This window comes from Pseudomonas sp. K8 (genome assembly GCF_014889455.1).
GTDB lineage: Bacteria > Pseudomonadota > Gammaproteobacteria > Pseudomonadales > Pseudomonadaceae > Aquipseudomonas > Aquipseudomonas veronii.
Genome location: NZ_VJWO01000074.1, coordinates 1 through 20,686 on the forward strand (window position 1 = coordinate 1; position 20,686 = coordinate 20,686).

At 60.9% G+C, this 20,686-nt stretch carries 19 protein-coding genes and 2 pseudogenes; 10 read left to right on the plus strand and 11 right to left on the minus strand.

The window, feature by feature from the left end:
• Window positions 1-130: 130 nt before the first annotated feature.
• Entirely contained in the window at window positions 131-508 is a 378-nt protein-coding gene (locus INT12_RS28720) for a c-type cytochrome (RefSeq protein ID WP_017846737.1), read from the minus strand.
• Between the two features lie 42 nt (window positions 509-550).
• Window positions 551-990 (minus strand): annotated as a pseudogene (locus tag INT12_RS32100) (demethoxyubiquinone hydroxylase family protein).
• Window positions 991-1,069: 79 nt separating this feature from the next.
• On the opposite strand from INT12_RS32100, the gene INT12_RS28730 reads away from it, so the two are divergent.
• The 5 genes from INT12_RS28730 to INT12_RS28750 all read left to right on the plus strand — a co-directional run bounded on the left by INT12_RS28730 (window position 1,070) and on the right by INT12_RS28750 (window position 6,397).
• Window positions 1,070-1,450, plus strand: coding sequence for a response regulator (locus INT12_RS28730; RefSeq protein WP_017846735.1), 381 nt, complete (start codon window positions 1,070-1,072; stop codon window positions 1,448-1,450).
• A 203-nt stretch (window positions 1,451-1,653) separates the two neighbouring features.
• Window positions 1,654-1,848 carry a hypothetical protein gene (locus INT12_RS28735; RefSeq protein ID WP_017846734.1) on the plus strand — a complete coding sequence of 65 codons (195 nt, stop codon included), beginning with the start codon at window positions 1,654-1,656 and terminating at the stop codon, window positions 1,846-1,848.
• Window positions 1,849-1,971: 123 nt separating this feature from the next.
• Window positions 1,972-3,867: an alkaline phosphatase D family protein gene (locus INT12_RS28740; RefSeq protein WP_193041129.1), complete on the plus strand. Its 1,896-nt coding sequence runs from the start codon at window positions 1,972-1,974 to the stop codon at window positions 3,865-3,867.
• A gap of 134 nt (window positions 3,868-4,001) precedes the next feature.
• A complete protein-coding gene (locus tag INT12_RS28745; protein WP_193041130.1) occupies window positions 4,002-5,003 on the plus strand; it encodes a diguanylate cyclase domain-containing protein in 1,002 nt (333 codons plus the stop codon).
• A 143-nt stretch (window positions 5,004-5,146) separates the two neighbouring features.
• On the plus strand, window positions 5,147-6,397 hold the full coding sequence (locus INT12_RS28750; RefSeq protein WP_193040924.1) for an aspartate aminotransferase family protein: 1,251 nt from the start codon (window positions 5,147-5,149) through the stop codon (window positions 6,395-6,397).
• On the opposite strand, the gene INT12_RS28755 is transcribed toward INT12_RS28750, so the two are convergent.
• Window positions 6,394-8,418: a c-type cytochrome gene (locus tag INT12_RS28755; protein WP_193040923.1), complete on the minus strand. Its 2,025-nt coding sequence runs from the start codon at window positions 8,416-8,418 to the stop codon at window positions 6,394-6,396. The genes INT12_RS28750 and INT12_RS28755 overlap by 4 nt on opposite strands.
• 229 nt (window positions 8,419-8,647) lie before the next feature.
• Between INT12_RS28755 and INT12_RS28760 the strand changes: the two genes are divergently transcribed.
• The 3 genes from INT12_RS28760 (at window position 8,648) to INT12_RS28770 (ending at window position 9,934) form a co-directional block, all read left to right on the plus strand.
• Window positions 8,648-8,881: a type II toxin-antitoxin system Phd/YefM family antitoxin gene (locus INT12_RS28760; RefSeq protein WP_226926342.1), complete on the plus strand. Its 234-nt coding sequence runs from the start codon at window positions 8,648-8,650 to the stop codon at window positions 8,879-8,881.
• Entirely contained in the window at window positions 8,848-8,925 is a 78-nt protein-coding gene (locus INT12_RS31510) for a type II toxin-antitoxin system YoeB family toxin (protein ID WP_141123716.1), read from the plus strand. The genes INT12_RS28760 and INT12_RS31510 overlap by 34 nt, the downstream gene beginning before the upstream one ends.
• Window positions 8,926-9,217: 292 nt before the next feature.
• Window positions 9,218-9,934 (plus strand): hypothetical protein, encoded by a 717-nt coding sequence (locus tag INT12_RS28770; RefSeq protein ID WP_017846728.1) that lies wholly within the window; start codon window positions 9,218-9,220, stop codon window positions 9,932-9,934.
• Between the two features lie 59 nt (window positions 9,935-9,993).
• On the opposite strand, the gene INT12_RS28775 is transcribed toward INT12_RS28770, so the two are convergent.
• The 6 genes from INT12_RS28775 to cyoA all read right to left on the minus strand — a co-directional run bounded on the left by INT12_RS28775 (window position 9,994) and on the right by cyoA (window position 16,064).
• Window positions 9,994-11,088: a pyridoxal phosphate-dependent aminotransferase gene (locus INT12_RS28775; RefSeq protein WP_193040922.1), complete on the minus strand. Its 1,095-nt coding sequence runs from the start codon at window positions 11,086-11,088 to the stop codon at window positions 9,994-9,996.
• 148 nt (window positions 11,089-11,236) lie between these two features.
• Window positions 11,237-12,124: a heme o synthase gene (cyoE, locus tag INT12_RS28780; RefSeq protein ID WP_017846726.1), complete on the minus strand. Its 888-nt coding sequence runs from the start codon at window positions 12,122-12,124 to the stop codon at window positions 11,237-11,239.
• A gap of 11 nt (window positions 12,125-12,135) precedes the next feature.
• The gene (gene cyoD, locus INT12_RS28785) at window positions 12,136-12,471 is read right to left on the minus strand and encodes a cytochrome o ubiquinol oxidase subunit IV (RefSeq protein ID WP_017846725.1); all 336 of its coding nucleotides are present in this window, start codon (window positions 12,469-12,471) and stop codon (window positions 12,136-12,138) included.
• Window positions 12,471-13,097, minus strand: a complete 627-nt coding sequence (locus tag INT12_RS28790; protein ID WP_017846724.1) for a cytochrome o ubiquinol oxidase subunit III — start codon at window positions 13,095-13,097, stop codon at window positions 12,471-12,473. The genes cyoD and INT12_RS28790 overlap by 1 nt, the downstream gene beginning before the upstream one ends.
• Before the next feature lie 3 nt (window positions 13,098-13,100).
• On the minus strand, window positions 13,101-15,119 hold the full coding sequence (gene cyoB, locus INT12_RS28795) for a cytochrome o ubiquinol oxidase subunit I (RefSeq protein ID WP_017846723.1): 2,019 nt from the start codon (window positions 15,117-15,119) through the stop codon (window positions 13,101-13,103).
• A 3-nt stretch (window positions 15,120-15,122) separates the two neighbouring features.
• Window positions 15,123-16,064, minus strand: coding sequence for a ubiquinol oxidase subunit II (gene cyoA / locus INT12_RS28800; protein WP_026139992.1), 942 nt, complete (start codon window positions 16,062-16,064; stop codon window positions 15,123-15,125).
• Between the two features lie 27 nt (window positions 16,065-16,091).
• On the opposite strand from cyoA, the pseudogene INT12_RS31790 reads away from it, so the two are divergent.
• Window positions 16,092-16,381: pseudogene (locus INT12_RS31790) on the plus strand (hypothetical protein).
• A 473-nt stretch (window positions 16,382-16,854) separates the two neighbouring features.
• Here the strand turns inward: INT12_RS31790 and INT12_RS28805 are convergent.
• Together INT12_RS28805 and hmpA are read right to left on the minus strand one after the other, a co-directional pair.
• Window positions 16,855-17,361, minus strand: coding sequence for a disulfide bond formation protein B (locus INT12_RS28805; protein ID WP_017846721.1), 507 nt, complete (start codon window positions 17,359-17,361; stop codon window positions 16,855-16,857).
• 449 nt (window positions 17,362-17,810) lie between these two features.
• Window positions 17,811-18,992, minus strand: coding sequence for an NO-inducible flavohemoprotein (gene hmpA, locus INT12_RS28810; protein WP_017846720.1), 1,182 nt, complete (start codon window positions 18,990-18,992; stop codon window positions 17,811-17,813).
• A 146-nt stretch (window positions 18,993-19,138) separates the two neighbouring features.
• Between hmpA and norR the strand changes: the two genes are divergently transcribed.
• Window positions 19,139-20,686 (plus strand): nitric oxide reductase transcriptional regulator NorR (gene norR, locus INT12_RS28815; protein ID WP_193059118.1); only part of this gene is annotated, 1,548 nt, incomplete at its 3' end.

Here is a 20,686-nt window from a genome sequence, read left to right on the forward strand (position 1 = left end):
GTTGTGGGTGGGGTGGTTTGGTATTGCAGGTATTTGGGGCGGGGCTGATGCACCGCGCCCACATTTGAGGGGATGTCCTTATCGGTGTAAGGGCTTCAGAACGACGCAGGTTTTATGTGGGGTCAGGCGATCACTCAGGTTGAAACGTCGCCAGGTAGGCCAGGATGTTGTCGATCTTTTCCTGATCGCTGATGCCCCAGAAGATCATGCGCGTGCCGCTCACCACCTTCTTCGGCGCCTCGATATAGGCCGCGAGTTTTTCCCGGGTCCAGACCACCCCGGAGTTTTTCATCGCATCTGAATACTGATAGTCGGGAGTGGTGCCGGCTGGCCTGCCGATGATGCCGTTGAGTTCGGGGCCAAAGCCGCCGCGCGCGCCCTCGCCGATGCTATGGCAGCCGCCGCAGGTTTTGGCGAAGAGCTTGCCACCCGCTTCGGCATCGCCGGCGGCGCAGGCTGCGCCGGTGTTGAGGATCAGGACGAAGGTCAGTAACGCGCGGTATTTCATAAAGGCTCCACATCGGGTGATACGGGTAATTATGCCGGTTTGTCAGGAACGCATGCCCATCCAGATCACCGCTTCGGTCCACGCTGTCACCACCGGCGCCAGCGTCCTGAACCACGGGTCGTCCCGCTCGATCTGCGCGGCCGAGTGATCATGGTGGTGCTGTTCCTCCTCGACGATCGAGGCAATCGCGGCCACGGCCAGCGGGTCGATGTCACGCAATGTGTGGAGTTGATGGGCCAGGTGCGGACCACACTCTCGACCGCAACCGTGGTGGCAACAATCGCTTTGCGGCCGCACAGGCCAGTGATCAGCCCCAGTACCAGGCCGCCGAGACCGCATAGCCAGTAACTGCGGCAGCGGCGGTAACCCCGTCGTCGCAATTCGGCCTCAAGCAAGCGGACCGGAGGTGGGTGGAAAAGCGTCGGTATCGTGCAGCAGCACCCGGCAAAGGCGCAACCTAGACGCGCAAAACGACCATCCATCGCTCAGCGCATATCGGATCGAACCTAATCCGCTCCGCCCCACTCCACCCTACTGAACCCTGATGGTGGAGTAAGGATCATGGCTCAGCCATCGATTTTAGTGCTGGAAGACGACGAAATCATTCGCGCGTTAATGGTGGATGTACTGGAGGACTTCGGCGCACATGTCACCTCGTTTCCTTCGGCGGATGAAGGCATGATCTACCTGGAGCGGGCCGATGACCCGGTGGACCTGATTGTGAGTGATATCCAGATGCCTGGTTTACTCAACGGCTATGACCTGAGTCGCGTGGTGGCCCATCGCTGGCCGTCGGTGCCAGTGCTGCTGACGTCCGGTAACACCGGGCTGGCGGCGCAGCTGGGGGGATCGGTACGCTTCCTGCCCAAGCCGTGGAGCACCGAACATCTGCTCGAATGCGTACAAACCGCACTGACCCGGCAGGGCGCGTCGATGCATTGATAGCTTCGCGATTCACTTTGCTCAACGTCACGACAGGCTGGCAGTGGGCTCCGATTTACGGTGCCCACGGTGAATGACGATTCCCACTCCTGAGTAGTCTCGTTTTGACTCAATAGGTTTATAGCGACTGCCTTCTTACCCGCTGTAAGTTCGGTTCGCGTCGACAGTGTTCGCCGCAAACCGAACTTACAGAGGAAACCGTGATGAATATTTTCTACAGCCATCTGAACTTCGAAAATTCGTTTCTGCCGACCTACTTGAACACACAGGTAGACCACCACTCCCCCTCAAAAACGCCCCCTCAGGGAGCGGCCATTGGCGTCAATGGCGAGCAGTCGCCTAAAAAAGACCGCCCCGTGAGCGGGCTGGACAGCCTGGGTCGGGGAAACATCATCTGAGGCGCCCAACCAGAGGCTGCCGACCTGCAGTCTCTTCCTTCTTTCGATCCGCCCGGCCTTAACACAATACTGACATCCGCCGGGTTAACCTTCGCTACCCCCTTGCACAGAGCTTTCAACCCTATGCCTCACGCCGGCACCTTGCCCGACGTCCTCGCCGGCCCGCTGCTGCGGCGCCTTGAACCGCAGCGCCTGGTAATGTGGCTGGTGGGGACGCGGCAACTGCCTTTGACCCTCAGGCTGCACGTCGCCGAACAGAGCCGCGACATCGTGCTGGACCAAGGCCAGTGCCAAATCGTGCCGGTGGGGCGCCTGGCCTTTATCCACTTGATCGACATCCCGTTGGACGAGGCCCTGCCCCAGGACGCGCTGATCGGCTATGACCTGCTGATCGACGGGCGCGGCATCGCCCACTGGGCAGCGCACCTGCTCTATTGCGACGCGCAATCGCCGAGTTTCGTGCTGCATAGCCGTATTCATCAACTGGTCCACGGCTCCTGCCGCAAGCCCCATCACCCGGCGGACGAAGGCTTGCTGTGCGTCGATCGCCTGCTGGCCGACGCCCAGACCGCGGCCCAACGCCCGGCATTGTTGATGATGAGCGGCGATCAGGTGTACGCCGACGATGTCGCCGGGCCGATGCTGCGGGCGATTCATGGGCTGATCGCGCGCCTGGGGCTGTTCGACGAATACCTGGACGGCGCCGTGGTGGACGACAGCGCCAGCCTCTACGGGCATCACGCCAGTTATTACCAGCGGGCCGAACTGCTCCCCGCGCTGGACAGCAACGAGACCTTGCGCGAGCGCTTTTTCGGCGGCGTGAAGAAGCCGATTTTCACCAGCAGCACCGCCGACAATCACCTGGTGACCTTTGCCGAAGTGATGGCCATGTATTTGTTGGTCTGGTCCCCCACTCCCTGGACGCTGATCGCGCCACAGCCGCCGCAACTGAGCGCCGACGCGCAACAGCGTTATGCCCGCGAACAGGTGCAGATCGATCGCTTCCGCAACGGCCTGCCCGGCGTCGCGCGGGTGTTTGCCCATCTGCCCACGCTGATGATCTTCGACGATCACGACATCACCGACGACTGGAACCTCAGCGCGCAGTGGGAAGAAACCGCCTACGGCCATCCGTTCTCCAAACGCATCATCGGTAACGCGCTGCTGGCTTACCTGCTGTGCCAAGGCTGGGGCAACCAGCCGCAGGTATTTGGCCCACTGATCAACCAGACCCAGGCGCTTGTCGCCCAGGCACAGCACAACCACCTGAACGCGAGTGCGCAGGATCAACTGATCGACACGCTGCTGGCCTTCCAACAGTGGCATTACGTGCTGCCGACCACCCCCGCGCTGGTGGTGCTCGACACCCGCACCCGCCGCTGGCGCAGCGAATTCAACCTCAAGCAACCGTCCGGCCTGCTGGACTGGGAAGCCTTGAGCGAACTGCAACAGGCGCTGCTGGACCACCCGTCGGCAATCATCGTCTCCCCCGCGCCGATCTTTGGCGTCAAGCTGATCGAGACCGTGCAAAAAGTGTTCAGTTGGTGCGGCTACCCGCTGCTGGTCGACGCCGAAAACTGGATGGCGCATCGCGGCGCCGCCCAGGTGATCCTGAATATCTTCCGCCACTCCCGCACACCGGGTAACTACGTCATCCTCTCGGGCGACGTGCATTACTCGTTCGTCTACGAAGTGCTGATCCGCCATCGCAACGCCGGCCCCAAGCTCTGGCAGATCACCAGCAGCGGCATCAAGAACGAATTCCCGCCGCACCTGCTGGAATGGTTCGACCGCCTCAACCGCTGGCTCTACTCGCCGCGCTCCCCACTCAACTGGTTCACCCGCCGCCGCACCATGCAGGTGGTGCCGCATATCCCGGAACACGCCGAAGCCGGTGAACGCTTGTGGAACTCGGCGGGGATCGGCCAGGTATTTTTCAACGAACAAGGCCAGCCCGAGGCCATTTACCAGCACAACGCCAATGGGAAGGCACCGACGAGGATGCTGGCGCCGAAATAATGGCCTATCGCCACACTTCGGCAGCGGCACAGCCGTTCTATTCAAAGCGTGCAAGCCTCGTTGTACAGTAGCGCCAGCCACGGAGTATCGGCGTCAATTTGACCGGCCTTGGGGCCCACGCAGGAAGCGCGCACATGGACGATACATCCGGCAACAAACCGTCAACTGACCTCAATGCGGACATGTTGCATGCCGTCATGGAACTGGTCAGCGACGGGGTCTGGGACTGGAACGCGAATACGGGGTTCGTTTATCGCAACCCGGGCTGGTACGAAATGCTCGGTTACCCCCGCCACTCCCTGGAGAACAGCGTGTTCACCTGGGAGAACATCATCCACCCCGACGACTACCCCCGCGTGATGACGGTGTTCGATGACTACATCAACCGTCGCTCGCCCTATTACCAAACCGAATACCGTTGCCGCAAAAAAGACGGCAGCTACCTGTGGATCGAAGACCGCGGCTATGTGGTTGCGCGTAACCTCGACGGCTCGGTAGCGCGCATGGTCGGTGCCCATCGCGACATCAATACGCGCAAGTGCGCGATCGAACAGCTCGAACGGCGCAACCAATCCCTTGAAGCCTTGGTTGCCGAACGCACACGCGAGTTGTCGCGGGTCAACCAGCAACTGCAGTTACAACTGGACGAGAACCGCTCCCTGGCCGAGCGTGACGCCCTGACCCGCGTGGCCAACCGTTATCGCCTGGAGAAAGTGCTGCTGGACGAATGCGAGCGCGCCCAACGCTTTCGCCTGCCGTTGGCCCTGGTCGCCATGGATATCGATGACTTCAAGCCGATCAATGATCGACACGGCCACGGCGTCGGCGACCAGACCCTGATGAGCGTCGTGGAGAGCCTGGAGGCCTGCGTGCGCCCCGGTGACTTGCTCGCGCGCTGGGGTGGCGATGAGTTCGTGGTGGTACTGCCCAAAAGCACCCTGGAGAGCGCAAAAAACCTGGCCGAGCGCATTCGCCAAAGCATGAGCGAAGTACCCACCGTGGGCGACTTCAAAATCACCCTGAGCCTGGGGGTGGTGGAGCGTCATACGGGTGAAGCCCCCGCCGCCCTGATGGCGCGGGCCGATCAGGCGTTGTATCGCTCCAAGGCGGCGGGGAAAGACATCGTCTCGGAATGAATGCCCGGGTTTGTGGCCCCGAACGGCTGCTTGGCAAGCGCTCCTTCCGATTTGGAATGACCCGGCGACTTTATTTCGTTTGCGGCCCGGCCCGGCTCACGGCTTAGATAAAAAGACGCCCGCCATTGCCGAGTCCGAGATTCATGAGCCGCGAAACCATCAGCCAGTCGATTTCCATCGTCCACCCCATCAGCCTCAGCCACGGCAAGAACGCCGAAGTCTGGGACACCGCGGGCAAGCGCTACATCGACTTTGTCGGCGGCATCGGCGTGCTCAACCTCGGGCACTGCCACCCGGCGGTGGTCGAGGCGATTCGCCAGCAGGCGACCCAACTGACCCACTATGCCTTCAACGCCGCTCCGCACAGGCCTTACATCGAGCTGATGGATCGTCTGAGTGCATTTATCCCGGTGGACTACCCGGTCAGCGGGATGCTCACCAACAGCGGTGCGGAAGCCGCGGAAAACGCCCTGAAGATCGTGCGCGGCGCCACCGGCCGCACCGCGGTGATCGCCTTCGACGGCGCCTTCCACGGCCGCACCCTCGCCACCCTCAACCTGAATGGCAAGGTCGCGCCCTACAAGCAAAAAGTCGGTGTCCTGCCGGGCCCGGTGTATCACCTGCCCTACCCCAGCGCCGACAACGGCGTGACCTGCGCCGAAGCGCTGAAGGCCATGGACCGCTTGTTCAGCGTGGAAATCGACGTCGACGATGTAGCCTGCTTCATCATTGAGCCGGTGCAGGGTGAAGGCGGTTTCCTCGCGCTGGATATCGCGTTCGCCCAGGCCCTTCGCCGCTTCTGCGATGAGAAAAACATCCTGCTGATCGTCGATGAAATCCAGTCCGGTTTCGGCCGCACCGGGCAACGTTTTGCCTTCTCGCGCCTGGGCATAACGCCGGACTTGATCCTGCTCGGCAAAAGCATCGCCGGCGGTGTGCCGTTGGGTGCTGTGGTGGGGCGCAAGGCGTTACTCGACAACCTGCCCAAAGGCGGGCTGGGCGGCACATACTCGGGCAATCCCATCGCCTGCGCGGCGGCGTTGGCCACCCTGGAGGTGATGACGGATGCACAGTTGCAGGCCTGGGGCACGCGACAGGAAGAGGCCATCCTGCGCCGCTACGAAACCTGGCGCGCGCAACGCCTGTCGCCTTACCTGGGCCGACTGACCGGCGTCGGCGCCATGCGTGGCATCGAGTTGGCCCACGCCGACGGCACGCCCGCGCCCCAGCAACTGAGCCAGTTGCTGAGCCTGGCGCGGGACGCCGGCTTGCTGCTGATGCCCAGCGGCAAGTCGCGGCACATCGTCCGCCTACTGGCACCGCTGACCATTGAGCCGGTGGTGTTGGAGGAAGGCCTGGACATCCTCCAGGCGTGCCTCAAGCAACTGGACTAGTAACGCGCATCCAGCGGCTTGCCGCCGTTGGGCCAGTCTTTGACCTTGTCCGGGAAGTCCGGGCGAGGTTGCCCCGAGAAATACGCTGCGACGTCCACCGCTTCCTGGTCGGACAAACCGCCCTGGCCCAACGGGAACTGCTCGTGGAAGCCGATCGGCATGTTGCGTTTGACGAACGCCGCCGCCGTGTAGGTGCGTGCCATGCCGGCGCCGATATTGAACGACTGGTCGCCCCACAGCGGCGGGTACACCCGCTCGCCGTCGGCACGCGCCAGGCCCTCACCGTTGTCACCATGGCACACCGCGCATTGCTTGACGTAGACCGCCTTGCCATTGGCCAGGTCCGGTTTGATCGCCGGGTCGACCTTGCCTACACCGCGCCCGGCCACCTTGTCTTCGGGGCGGGTGTTGTTCTTCATCCAGTCGAAGTACGCGACCATCGCCTGCATATCCGCCGATTGCGGCGGCAACGGTTTGCCGTTCATCGAGCGCCGGAAGCAGCCGTTGATGCGTTCTTCCAGGCTCACCACCTTGCCCGCGCGCGGTGCATAGCTGGGGAAGAAGGCCGACACGCCGACGAAGGGCGAACCGTCCGCCACGGTGCCGGCGTTGAGGTGGCAACTGGTGCAATTGAGCACGTTGCCGACGTTGTCGGGCAGCAATGCCTTGGTTTGCAGGTGCAGGCGCATGCCGCGCACCACCTGGTCGGCGTTCGGCGCCGCGAGCAGGTCGGCCAGGCGCGGGGTTTCGAAAGTGGAGGAGTCGGTCGTGGCCGGGTTGAGCTGATCGCGCAATGTCTTGACCTGCGCGGCGCTGATCGACGTGCCCTGGTTGCCCCAGCGCGTGCGAACGAAACTGAGGATTTCAGCGACCTCCTGGTCCGCCAGCCGGGCAAACCCGGGCATGGTGTAGACCCGTGGGTGAGTGGCCGTTTGTGCGGTCTCCCAACCGGTGAGGGTGATGTGCAGCAGGGATGTCGGGTCGTTCGAGACGATGCTCGGGTTGCCGGCCAACGGCGGGAACAAGCCTTTCACCCCCGCGCCATCACTGCGGTGGCAGTCGCTGCAGAACTGCATATAACCCAGGCCGCCACGGCTGGTGAACAGGTCGGCGGGCGGCGCGGCCGGTGCGCGGGCCACCGACGGCATCGGCAGATCGTCCGGGCCGGGCGGCAGGGATTTCAGATAGCGGGCAATCGCGGTCAGGTCGTCGTCGCTGAAATGCTGGGTGCTGTGGTGAATCACATCGGCCATGTTGCCGGCGACGGTGGCAAAACGGTTCTGCCCGGTCTTGAGCAGTTGCACGGTGTCTTCCACGGTCCACAGGTTGCGCAGGCTCAGGGCGCGCCAATGCTCGACGGTTTCGCCGGCCAGGTAATGCTGGCCGCCGCGCCCGTCATCGCTCATGGCCTTTTCCTGGAAGGCGATGCCCCGCGGGGTATGACAGGAGCCGCAGTGGCCCAGGCCCTGGACCAGATACGCGCCACGGTTGAGCTGCGCGTCACGGCCGGGGTCGGGCTGGAACGCTTGCTTGTCGAGAAAGGCGAAGTTCCACAAGGCCAGGCCCCAGCGCTGGTTGAACGGGAAGCCCATGTCCGCCTCGATGTTGGCCTGCCGCACGGGTTCCACGCCTTGCATCAGGTAGGCGTACAAGGCGCGCATGTCCTCCTCGCTCATCTTGGCGTAGGACGGATACGGCATCGCCGGGTACAGGTTCATACCCGCAGGTGTGACACCTTCACGCATGACCCGGTCGAACTGTTCGAAGCTGTAGGCGCCAATACCGGTCTCGCGGTCCGGCGTGATGTTGCTCGAATAGATCGTGCCCATCGGCGTGCTGAGTTCCAGCCCGCCGGCCATCGCGTTGCCTGGCTTGGCGGTGTGGCAAGCGATGCAGTCACCCAATTGCGCGACATATTTGCCGTGTTCGATCAGTGCGGTATCGGCGGAATTGGCGTGCAGGGGTAGCGTCAGACCAAGCGTCGCCCCCAGCAAGGCCAGGCGTGACAGAGAAAGCGCCATTGCATTAGTCCTTTAATGACCTCGCGTGGGGAAGCCCCCTCGGCGCAGGTCCGTTGTCGTTTTTATGGGTTCATCAGACCTTTGTGTTGTAACGGGTTTAGCGCTGCGGGGTTTTGATGTGGGTCAGGCTCAAACCGTAAGGGTGCCACCCACTGACCGTTGATAAGGAAACCCTTGAACACATGTATGTATTTCTGTACGTCTCGTACCATCAAGCGAGGACATACCCATGGAAACAATCAACTACACCAATGCCCGTGCCCATCTCTCCGAGACAATGGATCGGGTTAATGACGATCACATCCCGTTGCTGCTCACCCGGCAAAAAGGTGAGCCCGTGGTGATGATCTCGCTATCGGAATTCAATGCCCTTGAAGAGACGGACCCGAACCACTCAAACACAACCTCAGTGGCTTCTGGTCTCGGCGAATTACCGCCGAACATCGCTTGGTCTATGGCATAGAGGATGATGAGACTCAGGTCTTGATGTGTCGTTATCACTATTAACGGGGAATACCTGTTGAAGCCGACTGCCCTGGTCCGCGCCTGAAAACATCCGACGCTTTTCTGTAGGGAAGCACACCGGCGCTGGCACCGTCGATACTGTCGAGCGGCGCCTGGGCGGGCGGCACGGTCATCGGCAGCCTGTTGGGCATGCGGGCTGACCGTAGGTCTGTTTTGCGGGCGCTGGCCGCCTTGCGTCGCAATAAGGGCATTGTGCTGCCTTGACCTGCCCCCCCTCCCCGCCGAAAATGCCCGACGCTTTTTTGTCCCTGTTTACTGAAGTAGTGAAATTTCAATGCCCGATTCCTACACCGCTGAATCCGCCGAAGAATCCGTAGTCGCCTTGCAATCCAAAGCTGAATACGAAAACGCCATCAATCTTTCACAGCATGTGCCAGCGGCCAAGATCATCAGCGAGATGGTGCTGGACGCGTTCCACACCTCCAAGGAAAGCGACCAGATCCGCGAGTTGCGCGTGGCCATCCGCCAGGCTCACGATGCCTTCGACGACGACAAGGCCTACGACCTGATGGGCCAACTCAAGCAGCTCAAGGACGCCGAAGCCGCCGACAACATCGCCCTGGAAGACCTGAGCAGCAAGTTCTCGATCAGCCGCATCCTGTCCAGCTTCAAGGACGACCCGGCGTTTCAGGAGCTGGTCTACGGCCTGGCCCTCAAGGTGCTGAACCAGTCCCACCAGGCCATCAGCAACCCGAGCGCCGGCAAGGGCAAGGCCTCGCGGCCGAAGAAAGAAGCCGAAGTGTTTGTGATCAGCAAGGATGGCATCAGCGTCACCCTGCCGCTGCGCACGCCGCGCTCGAAGCTCAATGTCGACCGTGAAGCGTTCGAGTTCCTGGGTTTCAGCTTCGTGGGTGAAGGCGATGACGCCGAGCTGGAAGTCGAGAGTTTTGTGGATAACGCCGGCGCCGAACAGCCGTTGAGCCGCAAGAGCGTGATCACGGCGTTGCAGCAGCAGACCGCGTTCGATGGGTACAGCATCGCGCAGCAGTAGTACCGCTGAACCCAATGTGGGAGGGGGATTGCTCCCTCCCACATTGGTTTTGTATTGGGTTAAACGCTGCGCTGGACCTGCGCCGCAAACACCTCGCGAAACCGCTCCATCTCGTGCTTGTTCCCCACCGTCACCCGCACCCACTGCGGCCAACTCTTCCATACGCGGCCGATCATCACACCTTGCGCGGCCAGTTTCTCGATCACCTGCTCCGCCGGTTGCTTCACGTCGATCATGAAGCAGTTGCTCTGCGACACTGTGCAGGTGAACCCACGGGCCTTGAGCCAGGCGACGGTCTCCTCGCGCAGTTGCGCGTTCAGGGCCTTGCGTTGCGGCAACAGCTTGACGTCTTCGAGGCTGGCCTGCGCACCGAGCAAGCCGCTGCCGGCTGGGACGTTGTCGCCCCCGAACACCGCGAGGCGCGCCAGCAACGCCGGGGCGCCGATCGCCAGGCCCACGCGCGCGCCGGCCATGCCGTAGATTTTCGAGAAGGTGCGCAACACCAGCAGGTCGTCGTGTTCCTTGACCCAACTGACACAGCTGGGGGCGTCGGCGAAGTCGATGTACGCCTCGTCCACCACCAGCACGCTGCCTTGGGGTTTGTTCGCCAGCGCGTGGCGGATGGCCTCGGTGGACGTCAGGGTACCGGTGGGGTTATTCGGGTTGCACAGGTAGAGCATGCCCGCCTGGGGATCGGCGGCGAGCATCGCGGGGATGTCGTGGGCGTGCTCGGCCGTGAGGCTCACTTCATGCACCGGCGCCCCGCTCGCCTCGGCCGCCTGGCGCGGCACCTCGTAGGACGGCGTGGCCATCACCAGCCCGCGGCTTTCGCCGGTAAACGCCAACACCGCGTAGCGCAGCGCCGCCATGGAACCGGAAAACACCGCCACCTGTGCTTCGGCAATCCCCTGCTGCCGGGCAAACAACGCGGCCAGGGCGTACATGTGGCCGTAGGGATAACGCCCGGCCGTGGCAATCGCGTCCTGCATCGCCTCACGGGCGGCGCCCGAGGGGCCGTAGGGGCTTTCGTTATAGTTGAGCCGCACCTTCTCAGCCTTTGCCGGCGGTGGGCTGGCGACTGCCCAGTCCAGGCGCCCCAGCAAGGGCAAGGCCGCGCCCAAGGCGAGAAGGGACCGACGACTAACGCTGACCATGGTGACAACTCCTTGTACGCGGGTAATGGATTCGCACAGCTCGTACAGTGAGGTATGACGAGAAAGGCGCCGGCCGATTTAATCCCGCGCCCAAGAAAAAGCCCCGCACTTCTCACGAAGGCGGGGCTTGTTCACTGCTTGGAACCACTCAGGGCGCGTAGGTCAGCAACAGCTCTCTCGGCACCTGGAAATCCAGGGACATCATCACGCTGAGCGCGGTGATGGTGAAGATCGAGAACACAAACAGCTTGCGTGCCCACACGGTGTCGTCCACCGCCTTGTAACCGGTCCAGGCCATGTACAACCAGTACATGCCCATGGCGGCGGCGACGGCAAGGTAGCTCATGCCGGCGTAGCCACTGAAGGTCAACATCAAGGTCGCCACGAGGAAGGCCAGGATGTACAGCAGGATGTGTTTCTTCGCCACCTGGATGCCGCGCTTGACCGGCAGAACCGGAATCGACGCAGCCAGGTAGTCGTTGAAACGGAAGATCGCGATGGCATAGGAATGCGGCATCTGCCACAGGCTGAACATCACCAGCAGCACCAGCGCGGCCATGTCGAAGCTATTGGTCACAGCCACATAACCAATCACCGGCGGCATCGCCCCCGACAGACTGCCCACCAGCGTGCCGTGAACCGACTTGCGCTTGAGGTACAGGCTGTAGAGGCCGACATAAATGACAAAGCCGATCACGGCAAACAGCGCCGCCAACGGGTTGGCCACCTTGTACAACAACACCACGCCGGCAACACCCAGGACGGTCGCGAACAGCAGTGCCAGTTTCAGGGAGATAAGGCCCTGGACCAGCACGCGATTCTTGGTGCGTTCCATCTTGATATCGATGTCGCGGTCGATGCAGTTGTTGAACACACAACCGGAAGCTACCACCAGGGACGTGCCGATCATGGCGGCCAGGAAGATGGCCAGATCGACATGTCCCTTGGAGGCCAGGAAGAAGCCGCCTGCCACAGAAAGCACGTTACCGAAAATGATCCCCGGTTTGGTGATTTGGATAAAGTGCTTAAGCGACATCGGGTCTTACCTCACTTCGCCATCATGTAGGTGTGGATGCTGAACATGATCCACAGCGACAGACCAACCAGCAGAACGATCACCAGGCCTGCGAACACGAACGCAATCACGTTCTCGCGTTGGGCCTCGGAGCGGTCCAGGTGCAGGAAGTACACCAGGTGAACCAGGACCTGAATCACCGCGAACGCCAGGACGATCATCAAGGTGATCGACTTCGGCAAGGTTGGGTACATCACCAGGCCGAACGGGATCAGGGTCAGGATGACCGACAGGATGAAGCCGATAGCGTAAGTCTTTACGCTGCCGTGACTCGCATCATGGCTGTCATGGGAGTGTGCATTAGCCATTACAGGGTCCCCATCAAGTAGACGACGGTGAATACGCAGATCCAGACCACATCCAGGAAGTGCCAGAACAGGCTCAGGCAGTTCAGGCGAGTCTTGTTGGTGTTGGTCAGGCCGTGTTTATTGACCTGATACATCATCATCGCCATCCAGATCAGGCCAGATGTCACGTGCAGACCGTGGGTCCCCACCAGCGTGAAGAACGCCGACAGGAAGCCGCTGCGGCTAGGGCCGTAGCCTTCGGAGATCAGCAGGTGGAACTCGTTGATCTCCATGCCGATGAAGCCCAGGCCGAACAGGAAGGTCAGGCCCAACCAGGTCAGTACGCCCTGCTTGTTGCCCTTGTAGAAGGACAACATGGCGAAGCCGTAGGTGATCGAACTGAACAACAGCAAGGCGGTTTCGCCGAGCACGTAAGGCAGTTCGAAGATGTCGTGGCCCGCCGGGCCACCCGCTACGTTGTTTACCAGTACCGCGTACACCGCGAAGATCGACGCAAACAAGATGCAGTCGGTCATCAGGTAGAGCCAGAAACCGTAGACGGTTACCGGGCCCGAGTCGTGGTGATGGTCATCGTGCCCATGGTCATCGACATGGGCGTGTCCAGCATTGGTCACTAAGTTCGACATGGTTTAAGCCTGTTCCAACGAGGTTTCTACACGGTTGGCCGGGATCTTCTTCTCGGCCACCAGGCGAGCGTGCTGCTCGGCTTCGATGCGCTCGATCGTTTCGACCGGCACCATGTAGCCTTGATCATCACGTGCAGCGTGGACAATGAAGTAGCCGATGGTGCCCACCAGGCTCACGATTGCCAGCCACCAGATGTGCCAGATCATCGAGAAACCGAACACGGTCAACAGCGCACCCATCACCACGCCAGTGGCGGTGTTGTTTGGCATGTGGATCGGTTCGTAGTGCTTAGGCCGCTGGTACGCAGTACCGTTTTCCTTGGCTTCGGTGAACGCATCGATGGTGTTCGCGGTAGGAATCACGGCGAAGTTGTAGAACGGAGGTGGCGACGAAGTCGACCATTCCAGGGTGTGGCCGTTCCATGGGTCGCCCGACTCGCACATGTTCTGCTTGCGGTCACGCACGCTGACATACAGCTGGATCAGCTGGCAGGCGATACCCGCCGCGATCAGCACTGCACCGACCATGGCGACGTACAGGTACGGCACCCACTCAGGGTTGGTGGTGGCGTTCAGACGACGGGTCATGCCCATGAAGCCCAGTGCATAGAGCGGCATGAACGCGACGAAGAAGCCCGAGATCCAGAACCAGAATGCAGCCTTGCCCCAACCGTCGTGCAGCTTGAAGCCGAACGCTTTCGGGAAGAAGAAGCTGAAACCAGCGATGTAACCGAATACCGCACCGCCGATGATCACGTTGTGGAAGTGAGCGATCACGAACAAGCTGTTGTGCAGCACGAAGTCAGCACCCGGGATGGCCAGCAGTACGCCGGTCATACCGCCGATGGCGAAGGTCACCATGAAGCCCAGTGTCCACACGACCTGGCTGGTCATACGCAGACGGCCGTGGTAGATGGTGAACAGCCAGTTGAATAGCTTCACCCCCGTCGGGATCGAAATCAGCATCGTCGCCAGGCCGAAGAAGGCGTTGACGCTGGCCCCCGAACCCATGGTGAAGAAGTGGTGCAGCCACACCATGAAGCCCAGTACCGAGATCGCACCGGAGGCGTAGACCATCGAGTGGTGACCGAACAGGCGCTTGCCGGTAAAGGTCGAGATCACTTCGGAGAAGATACCGAACGCTGGCAGGATCAGGATGTACACCTCAGGGTGACCCCATGCCCAGAACAGGTTCACGTACATCATTGGATTGCCACCAAGTTCGTTGGTGAAAATATGGAAATCCAGGTAACGGTCAAGCGACAGCAGTGCCAGCGTAGCGGTGAGGATCGGGAACGAAGCCACGATCAGCACGTTGGCCCAGGTGCAGGTCCAGGTGAAGATCGGCATGTCCATCATCTTCATGCCAGGGGCGCGCATTTTCAGCACGGTGGCCAGGAAGTTGACCCCCGTCAGCGTCGTCCCGAGCCCTGATAACTGTAGCGCCCAGATGTAGTAGTCCACACCCACGCCCGGACTGTATTTCAGGCCCGACAATGGCGGATACGCAACCCAACCGGTCTTGGCGAATTCGCCGACGCCCAGGGACACGTTGATCAGCACCACGCCAGACACCAGCAGCCAGAAGCTCAGGGAGTTCAGGAACGGGTAGGCAACGTCGCGGGCACCGATCTGCAGCGGCACTGCAAGGTTCATCAGGCCGGTGAAGAAAGGCATCGCCATGAAGATGATCATGATCACACCGTGAGCGGTGAAGATCTGGTCATAGTGTTCAGGCGGCAGGTAGCCTGGCGCGCCCTCAGTGGCCATGGCCAACTGGGTACGCATCATGATGGCGTCGGCAAAACCACGCAGCAGCATGACCATGGCAACGACGATGTACATCACACCGATTTTCTTGTGGTCGACCGAAGTCAGCCACTCAGTCCACAAGTAGGTCCACTTCTTGAAGTAAGTGATACCCCCAACCAGTGCCAGACCACCCAGCGCGATCATGGCGATGGTAATCATCACAATCGGCTCGTGGAACGGGACCGCATCCCAACTTAATTTACCAAACATCGTTTACTCCTCTGCCCCAGCAGTTGAATGCGAGCCCGTGTCAGAACCTTCAACCGCAGCCACTTCTTTCTTCTCGTGCTTGACCGGCTTGCCTGGTTTCATGCCTTCGTACTTGTCGACGACTTTCTGAAACAGGTCAGGCGTGTAAGTGGAGTACAGCGCGACTGGGTTGTTCTGGCTTGGTTTGGCAAGGGCTTCGTATTCAGCTTGATCAAGCTGTTTAGGTGCGGCCTTGACTTCGGCTACCCAGGCGTCGAATTCTTCCTGGCTCGTCGAGATCGCTTTGAATTTCATGCCGGTGAAACCTGCGCCGCTATAGTTGGCGGAGATGCCGTCCATTTCAGCTTTCTGGTTGGCGATCAGGTGCAGCTTGGTCTGCATGCCGGCCATCGCGTAGATCTGGCCACCCAGGCCTGGGATGAAGAACGAGTTCATCACAGTGTCGGAGGTGATCTTGAAGTTAACCGGGGTATGTTCCGGGAACACGATCTTGTTGACGGTGGCGATACCCAGGTCCGGGTAGATGAACAGCCACTTCCAGTCCAGCGCGACCACTTCGATATTGATCGGCTTGACCTCGGAGTCCAGCGGACGGTACGGGTCCAGCGCGTGGGTGGACTTGTAGGTCACATAACCCAGGGCAATGATGATGAGGATCGGAACCAGCCACACCGCGATTTCAATCTTGGTGGAGTGCGACCACTTCGGCGCGTAAGTCGCCTTGGTGTTCGACGCGCGGTATTTCCAGGCGAAGGCGAAGGTCATGATGATCACAGGGACCACGACCAGCAACATCAGCAGGGTGGCAGTGATGATCAGGTTGCGTTCATCCAGACCGACCTGTCCTTTTGGGTCGAGCAAGGACCACTTGCAGCCTCCCAGCATTAACATCATGCCAAGCAGCGGCAAAAAGCCTAGTAATCGGGGGTACCTGTTTTTACTCATCTCACGACCTCTAAAGCAGCTTGCGCAATGCAGTTGGGTTTTGATCGCCAACACTTCACCCTGCCAAGGGTTGGCATTTCTCTTCGATTGAATAAGAGCCTGCCCGTGCGCCCTGATTGGACGGTTCGCGGACCTGCGGTGAGTTCTTATTCGATTTCGTGGTTAAAGGCCTTGTTACAGACCAATTCCATTTGGTGCGGATAGTTGAAAGGCTGCCGGAACCTGGGGTCGCACAGAGCCATCCATCTGCCCCTCGACCGCTCCAATGCTCAAATATTGAACAGCACCGGACATTCAGTGCGGGCGATTGTAGTTAGCTAGCGATGTATAAACCATGACTTATAAAGAAATAATTTTTATCGATTCCAGCAATAATCCTTCACCTATTTTGCAAAGGTTCGCGATCTTATCGCGTTGGATTCTCAACAAAAACCACAAAAAATGCCGTGTTATAGGGCAAACTGCCACACCCCTTACCCGCCGTAAGGGCCTGAAAAAGCGCTCCAAGCCCCCATAAAACAGGGCACTCGCTGACCACCGAAAGCCGCGAACGGCGCGCTATTCGCGGTGTTGCTCAAACGATGAACTGACAGCACACATTAACGGCCATGGGTAAATTCAAGCGGTGTTGTGACGGCTCGGAAACGCCCTGCGACAGCGCCTGTGTGACAACATGTCGCACACTGCGCGTCGTCAAAATTGTCCCGCGTCACTGTCCCTTCAAAATTCCCTACAAACAAAAACGCCCCGGCTTTCCTTTAAGAAAGGCCGGGGCGTTTCAATGAATGGCTCAGGCTTTGCGTTGGCGATTGCGGTAGATGCCCAGGGGCACCAGGATCACCGTCAGCACGAACGCCACCAGCGCCCACTGCGCCAGCGACAGACCGAGCACCGGCGGGTACGGCGTGCTGCAGAAGCCGTCGACCTGGAAAACCAGCGGAAACACCTTGGCCAGGGGCAGGCCGTCAACGATCGGTTGCAGCACATCCACGCCGCAGCTGACCTCGGGGAAGAACTGGGTGTACACATGGTGACCGGCAGCCGCCACACCGCCCAAGGCACTGAGCACCACCAACCCTTCAAACAGCGTGATCGCCCCTTTGTTGCGCATAGCCGCACCAATAAACGCAAAAACGGCAATCAACAGCAAGGCATAGCGCTGCAGGATACACAGCGGGCACGGCGCTTCACCCAACACCACCTGCATGTACAGCGCACCGCCGATCAGCGCCAGGCAGATGATGCCCAGCAACACCAGAAAGCGCCGCTCCCTGCCTAAACGCAATTCGTCACTCATCTCCGTATCCCTTTGTTTGGTTGTGCCTGTGGCGGCAAGTTTACACACAGAGAGTGGTTTAAACAGAAGGGGGTTAACGGCGGATTAATACGCCACTTGTAGGAGCGAGCTTGCTCGCGAAGAACGTCAACGATAACGCGTGCATCCTGGATGAACGTGGCGTCTTTGAGTTTTTCGCGAGCAAGCTCGCTCCTACAGGTGTATGTGGGTGTATGTGTGTGGGGGGGGGGTTATTCGAGGGCGGCGGCCGGGCCGAAGAATTCGTAGCGGCTTTGTTTTTCGGGTACGCCCAAGGCCTTGAGGTGGCGCTTAATACGCCACTTGTAGGAGCGAGCTTGCTCGCGAAGAACGTCAACGATAACGCGTGCATCCTGGATGAACGTGGCGTCTTTGAGTTTTTCGCGAGCAAGCTCGCTCCTACAGGTGTATGGGTGTATGTGTGTGGGGGGTTATTCGAGGGCGGCGGCCGGGCCGAAGAATTCGTAGCGGCTTTGTTTTTCGGGTACGCCCAAGGCCTTGAGGTGGCGCTTGACTGCGGCCATGAAGCCTTTAGGGCCGAGGAAGTACGCATCCAGGTCGCGCTGCTCAGGCAACCACGCCGCCAGTTGTTCCTGGCTCAGCAGGCCCACGGTGTCGCCTGCCGGGCTCACGCCATCGTCCTCGTCATAGCAGTAGAAGCGCTTGAGCTGCGGATGCTTGGCCGCCAGGGCGTCGACCCATTCCCGAAAGGCATGCACTCCGCCGTTACGCGCGCAGTGGATAAAATGCACCGGGCGCTGGGTGGCCAGGGCCGCTTCGAGCATCGGCAGTGTTGGCGTGATGCCCACCCCGCCGCTGATCAGCACCAGCGGTTTATCGCTGGCGGCCAGGGTGAACTCGCCCGCTGGCGGGAACAGGTCGATCGTCGCGCCGACCTGCAATTGATCATGCAGGTAGTTGGACACCCGCCCACCGGCTTCACGCTTGACGCTGATGCGGTATTGGCCGGCATCGCTGAGGGCCGACAAGGAATAGTTGCGGCGCACTTCTTCGCCATCGAGCAACAGCGTCATACCAATGTACTGACCGGGCTCGGCGGCGAGGATCGGGCCGTTGTCCAGCGGGGCGAAATAGAAGGACGTGATTTCGGCACTTTCCTCCACGCGCTTGACCAGCTTGAACGGCCGCGCACCCCGCCAGCCGCCCGGCGCCTGGGCTTTCTCGTCATAGATCGCAGCTTCGGCGCCGATCAGGATGTCCGCCAACTGACCGTAGGCCGCGCCCCAGGCGCTCATCACCTCGGGAGTGGCAATCTCGCTGCCCAACACTTCGGAAATCGCACGCAGCAGGCAGGCCCCCACGATCGGGTAATGTTCCGGCAGGATCTGCAAGGCCACGTGTTTGTTGATGATCTTCGCCACCAGATCACCCAGTTGATCCAACTGGTCGATATGTCGTGCATACATCAACACACCATTGGCCAGGGCACGGGGCTGGTCGCCGCTGACCTGGTGCGCCTGGTTGAACAGCGGGCGCACCTCCGGGTACTCGGAGAGCATCATGCGGTAGAAATGGGTGATCAGCGCTTCGCCGCCGCTTTCCAGCAGGGGCACGGTGGATTTGATGATGGCACGGTCTTGGGCACTAAGCATGGAGCCTCCTGGGCTTCTTTACTGATTGCCTTGGAGTACTCAGTATTCATGCCAACTAATAAATCGTTTAATTTCAATCAGTTAAATTGCCTGTAGTCAGTATGACCTCCTACGACTTATAGTCATAAGGACTACAAGGAGTCATTATGACTGCGCAATCGCTGCTCACCACCCTGCTCCCCCTGGTCGCCGACCTGTCCCGCGAACTGCCCGAAGGCGAGCGTTACCGCCGCCTGTTGCAAGCCATGCGCGCCCTGCTGCCGTGCGACGCCGCCGCGCTGTTGCGCCTGGACGGTGAGTCGCTGGTGCCGCTGGCAGTGGACGGCTTGAGCGCCGATACCCTGGGCCGACGCTTCAAGGTCAGCGAACACCCGCGTTTCGCCGTGCTGCTCGGCAGCCCCGGCCCGACGCGTTTCGACAGCGACAGTGAATTGCCCGACCCCTACGACGGCCTGGTGGACGGCCTGCACGGGCACCTCGAAATTCACGACTGCATGGGCTGCCCGCTGTATGTCGATGACAAACCATGGGGCCTGCTGACCCTGGACGCCCTCGACACCGAGCGCTTCGAACGGGTCGAGCTGGACGCCCTGCAAGCCTTCGCCAGCCTCGCCGCCGCCACGGTCAACGTCGCCGAACGCATTGAACACCTGGCATTGCGTGCCGAAGACGAACGCCAGCGTGCCGAGATCTACCGCCAGGCCAGCGGCCAGCAGCACAAAGAGATGATCGGCCAGAGCAAGCCCCACAAGCGCCTGGTCGAAGAGATCAACCTGGTGGGCGGCAGCGACCTCACCGTGTTGATCACCGGCGAAACCGGGGTCGGCAAGGAACTGGTGGCCCAGGCGATCCACGCCGCGTCGTCCCGTGCGGACAAGCCGCTGATCAGCCTCAACTGCGCCGCCCTGCCGGAAACCCTGGTGGAAAGCGAGCTGTTCGGCCATGTGCGCGGTGCCTTCACCGGCGCGCTGAACGAGCGCCGGGGCAAATTCGAACTGGCCAACGGCGGCACGTTGTTTCTGGACGAAGTCGGCGAGCTGTCGTTGACGGTGCAGGCCAAGCTGCTGCGCGTCCTGCAAAGCGGTCAACTGCAGCGCCTGGGCTCGGACAAGGAACATCAAGTGGACGTGCGCCTGATCGCCGCCACCAACCGCGACCTGGCCGAAGAAGTGCGCAACGGCCGCTACCGTGCCGACTTCTACCACCGCCTCAGCGTCTACCCGCTGCAAGTGCCGGCGCTGCGCGAGCGCGGGCGCGATGTGTTGCTGCTGGCCGGGTTCTTTCTCGAACAGAACCGTTCACGCATGGGCCTGGGCAGCCTGCGCCTGAGCAGCGACGCCCAAGCCGCGTTGCTGGCCTACAACTGGCCGGGCAATGTGCGCGAGCTGGAACATTTGATCGGACGCAGCGCACTGAAAGCCCTGGGAAACTGTCGCGAACGTCCGAAGATTCTCAGCCTGAGCGCCCAAGACCTGGACCTGCCCGACGTCAGCGCAGCGCCGATCGCCCCCCCACCCGAAGTCACCGCCATCGCCGGCGGCGACCTGCGCCAGGCCACCGAACACTACCAGCGCCAAGTCATCAACGCCTGCCTGGAACGCCACCAACACAACTGGGCCAGCACCGCCCGCGAACTAGGCCTGGACCGCGCCAACCTAGGCCGCATGGCCAAACGCCTAGGCCTCAAAGAACCC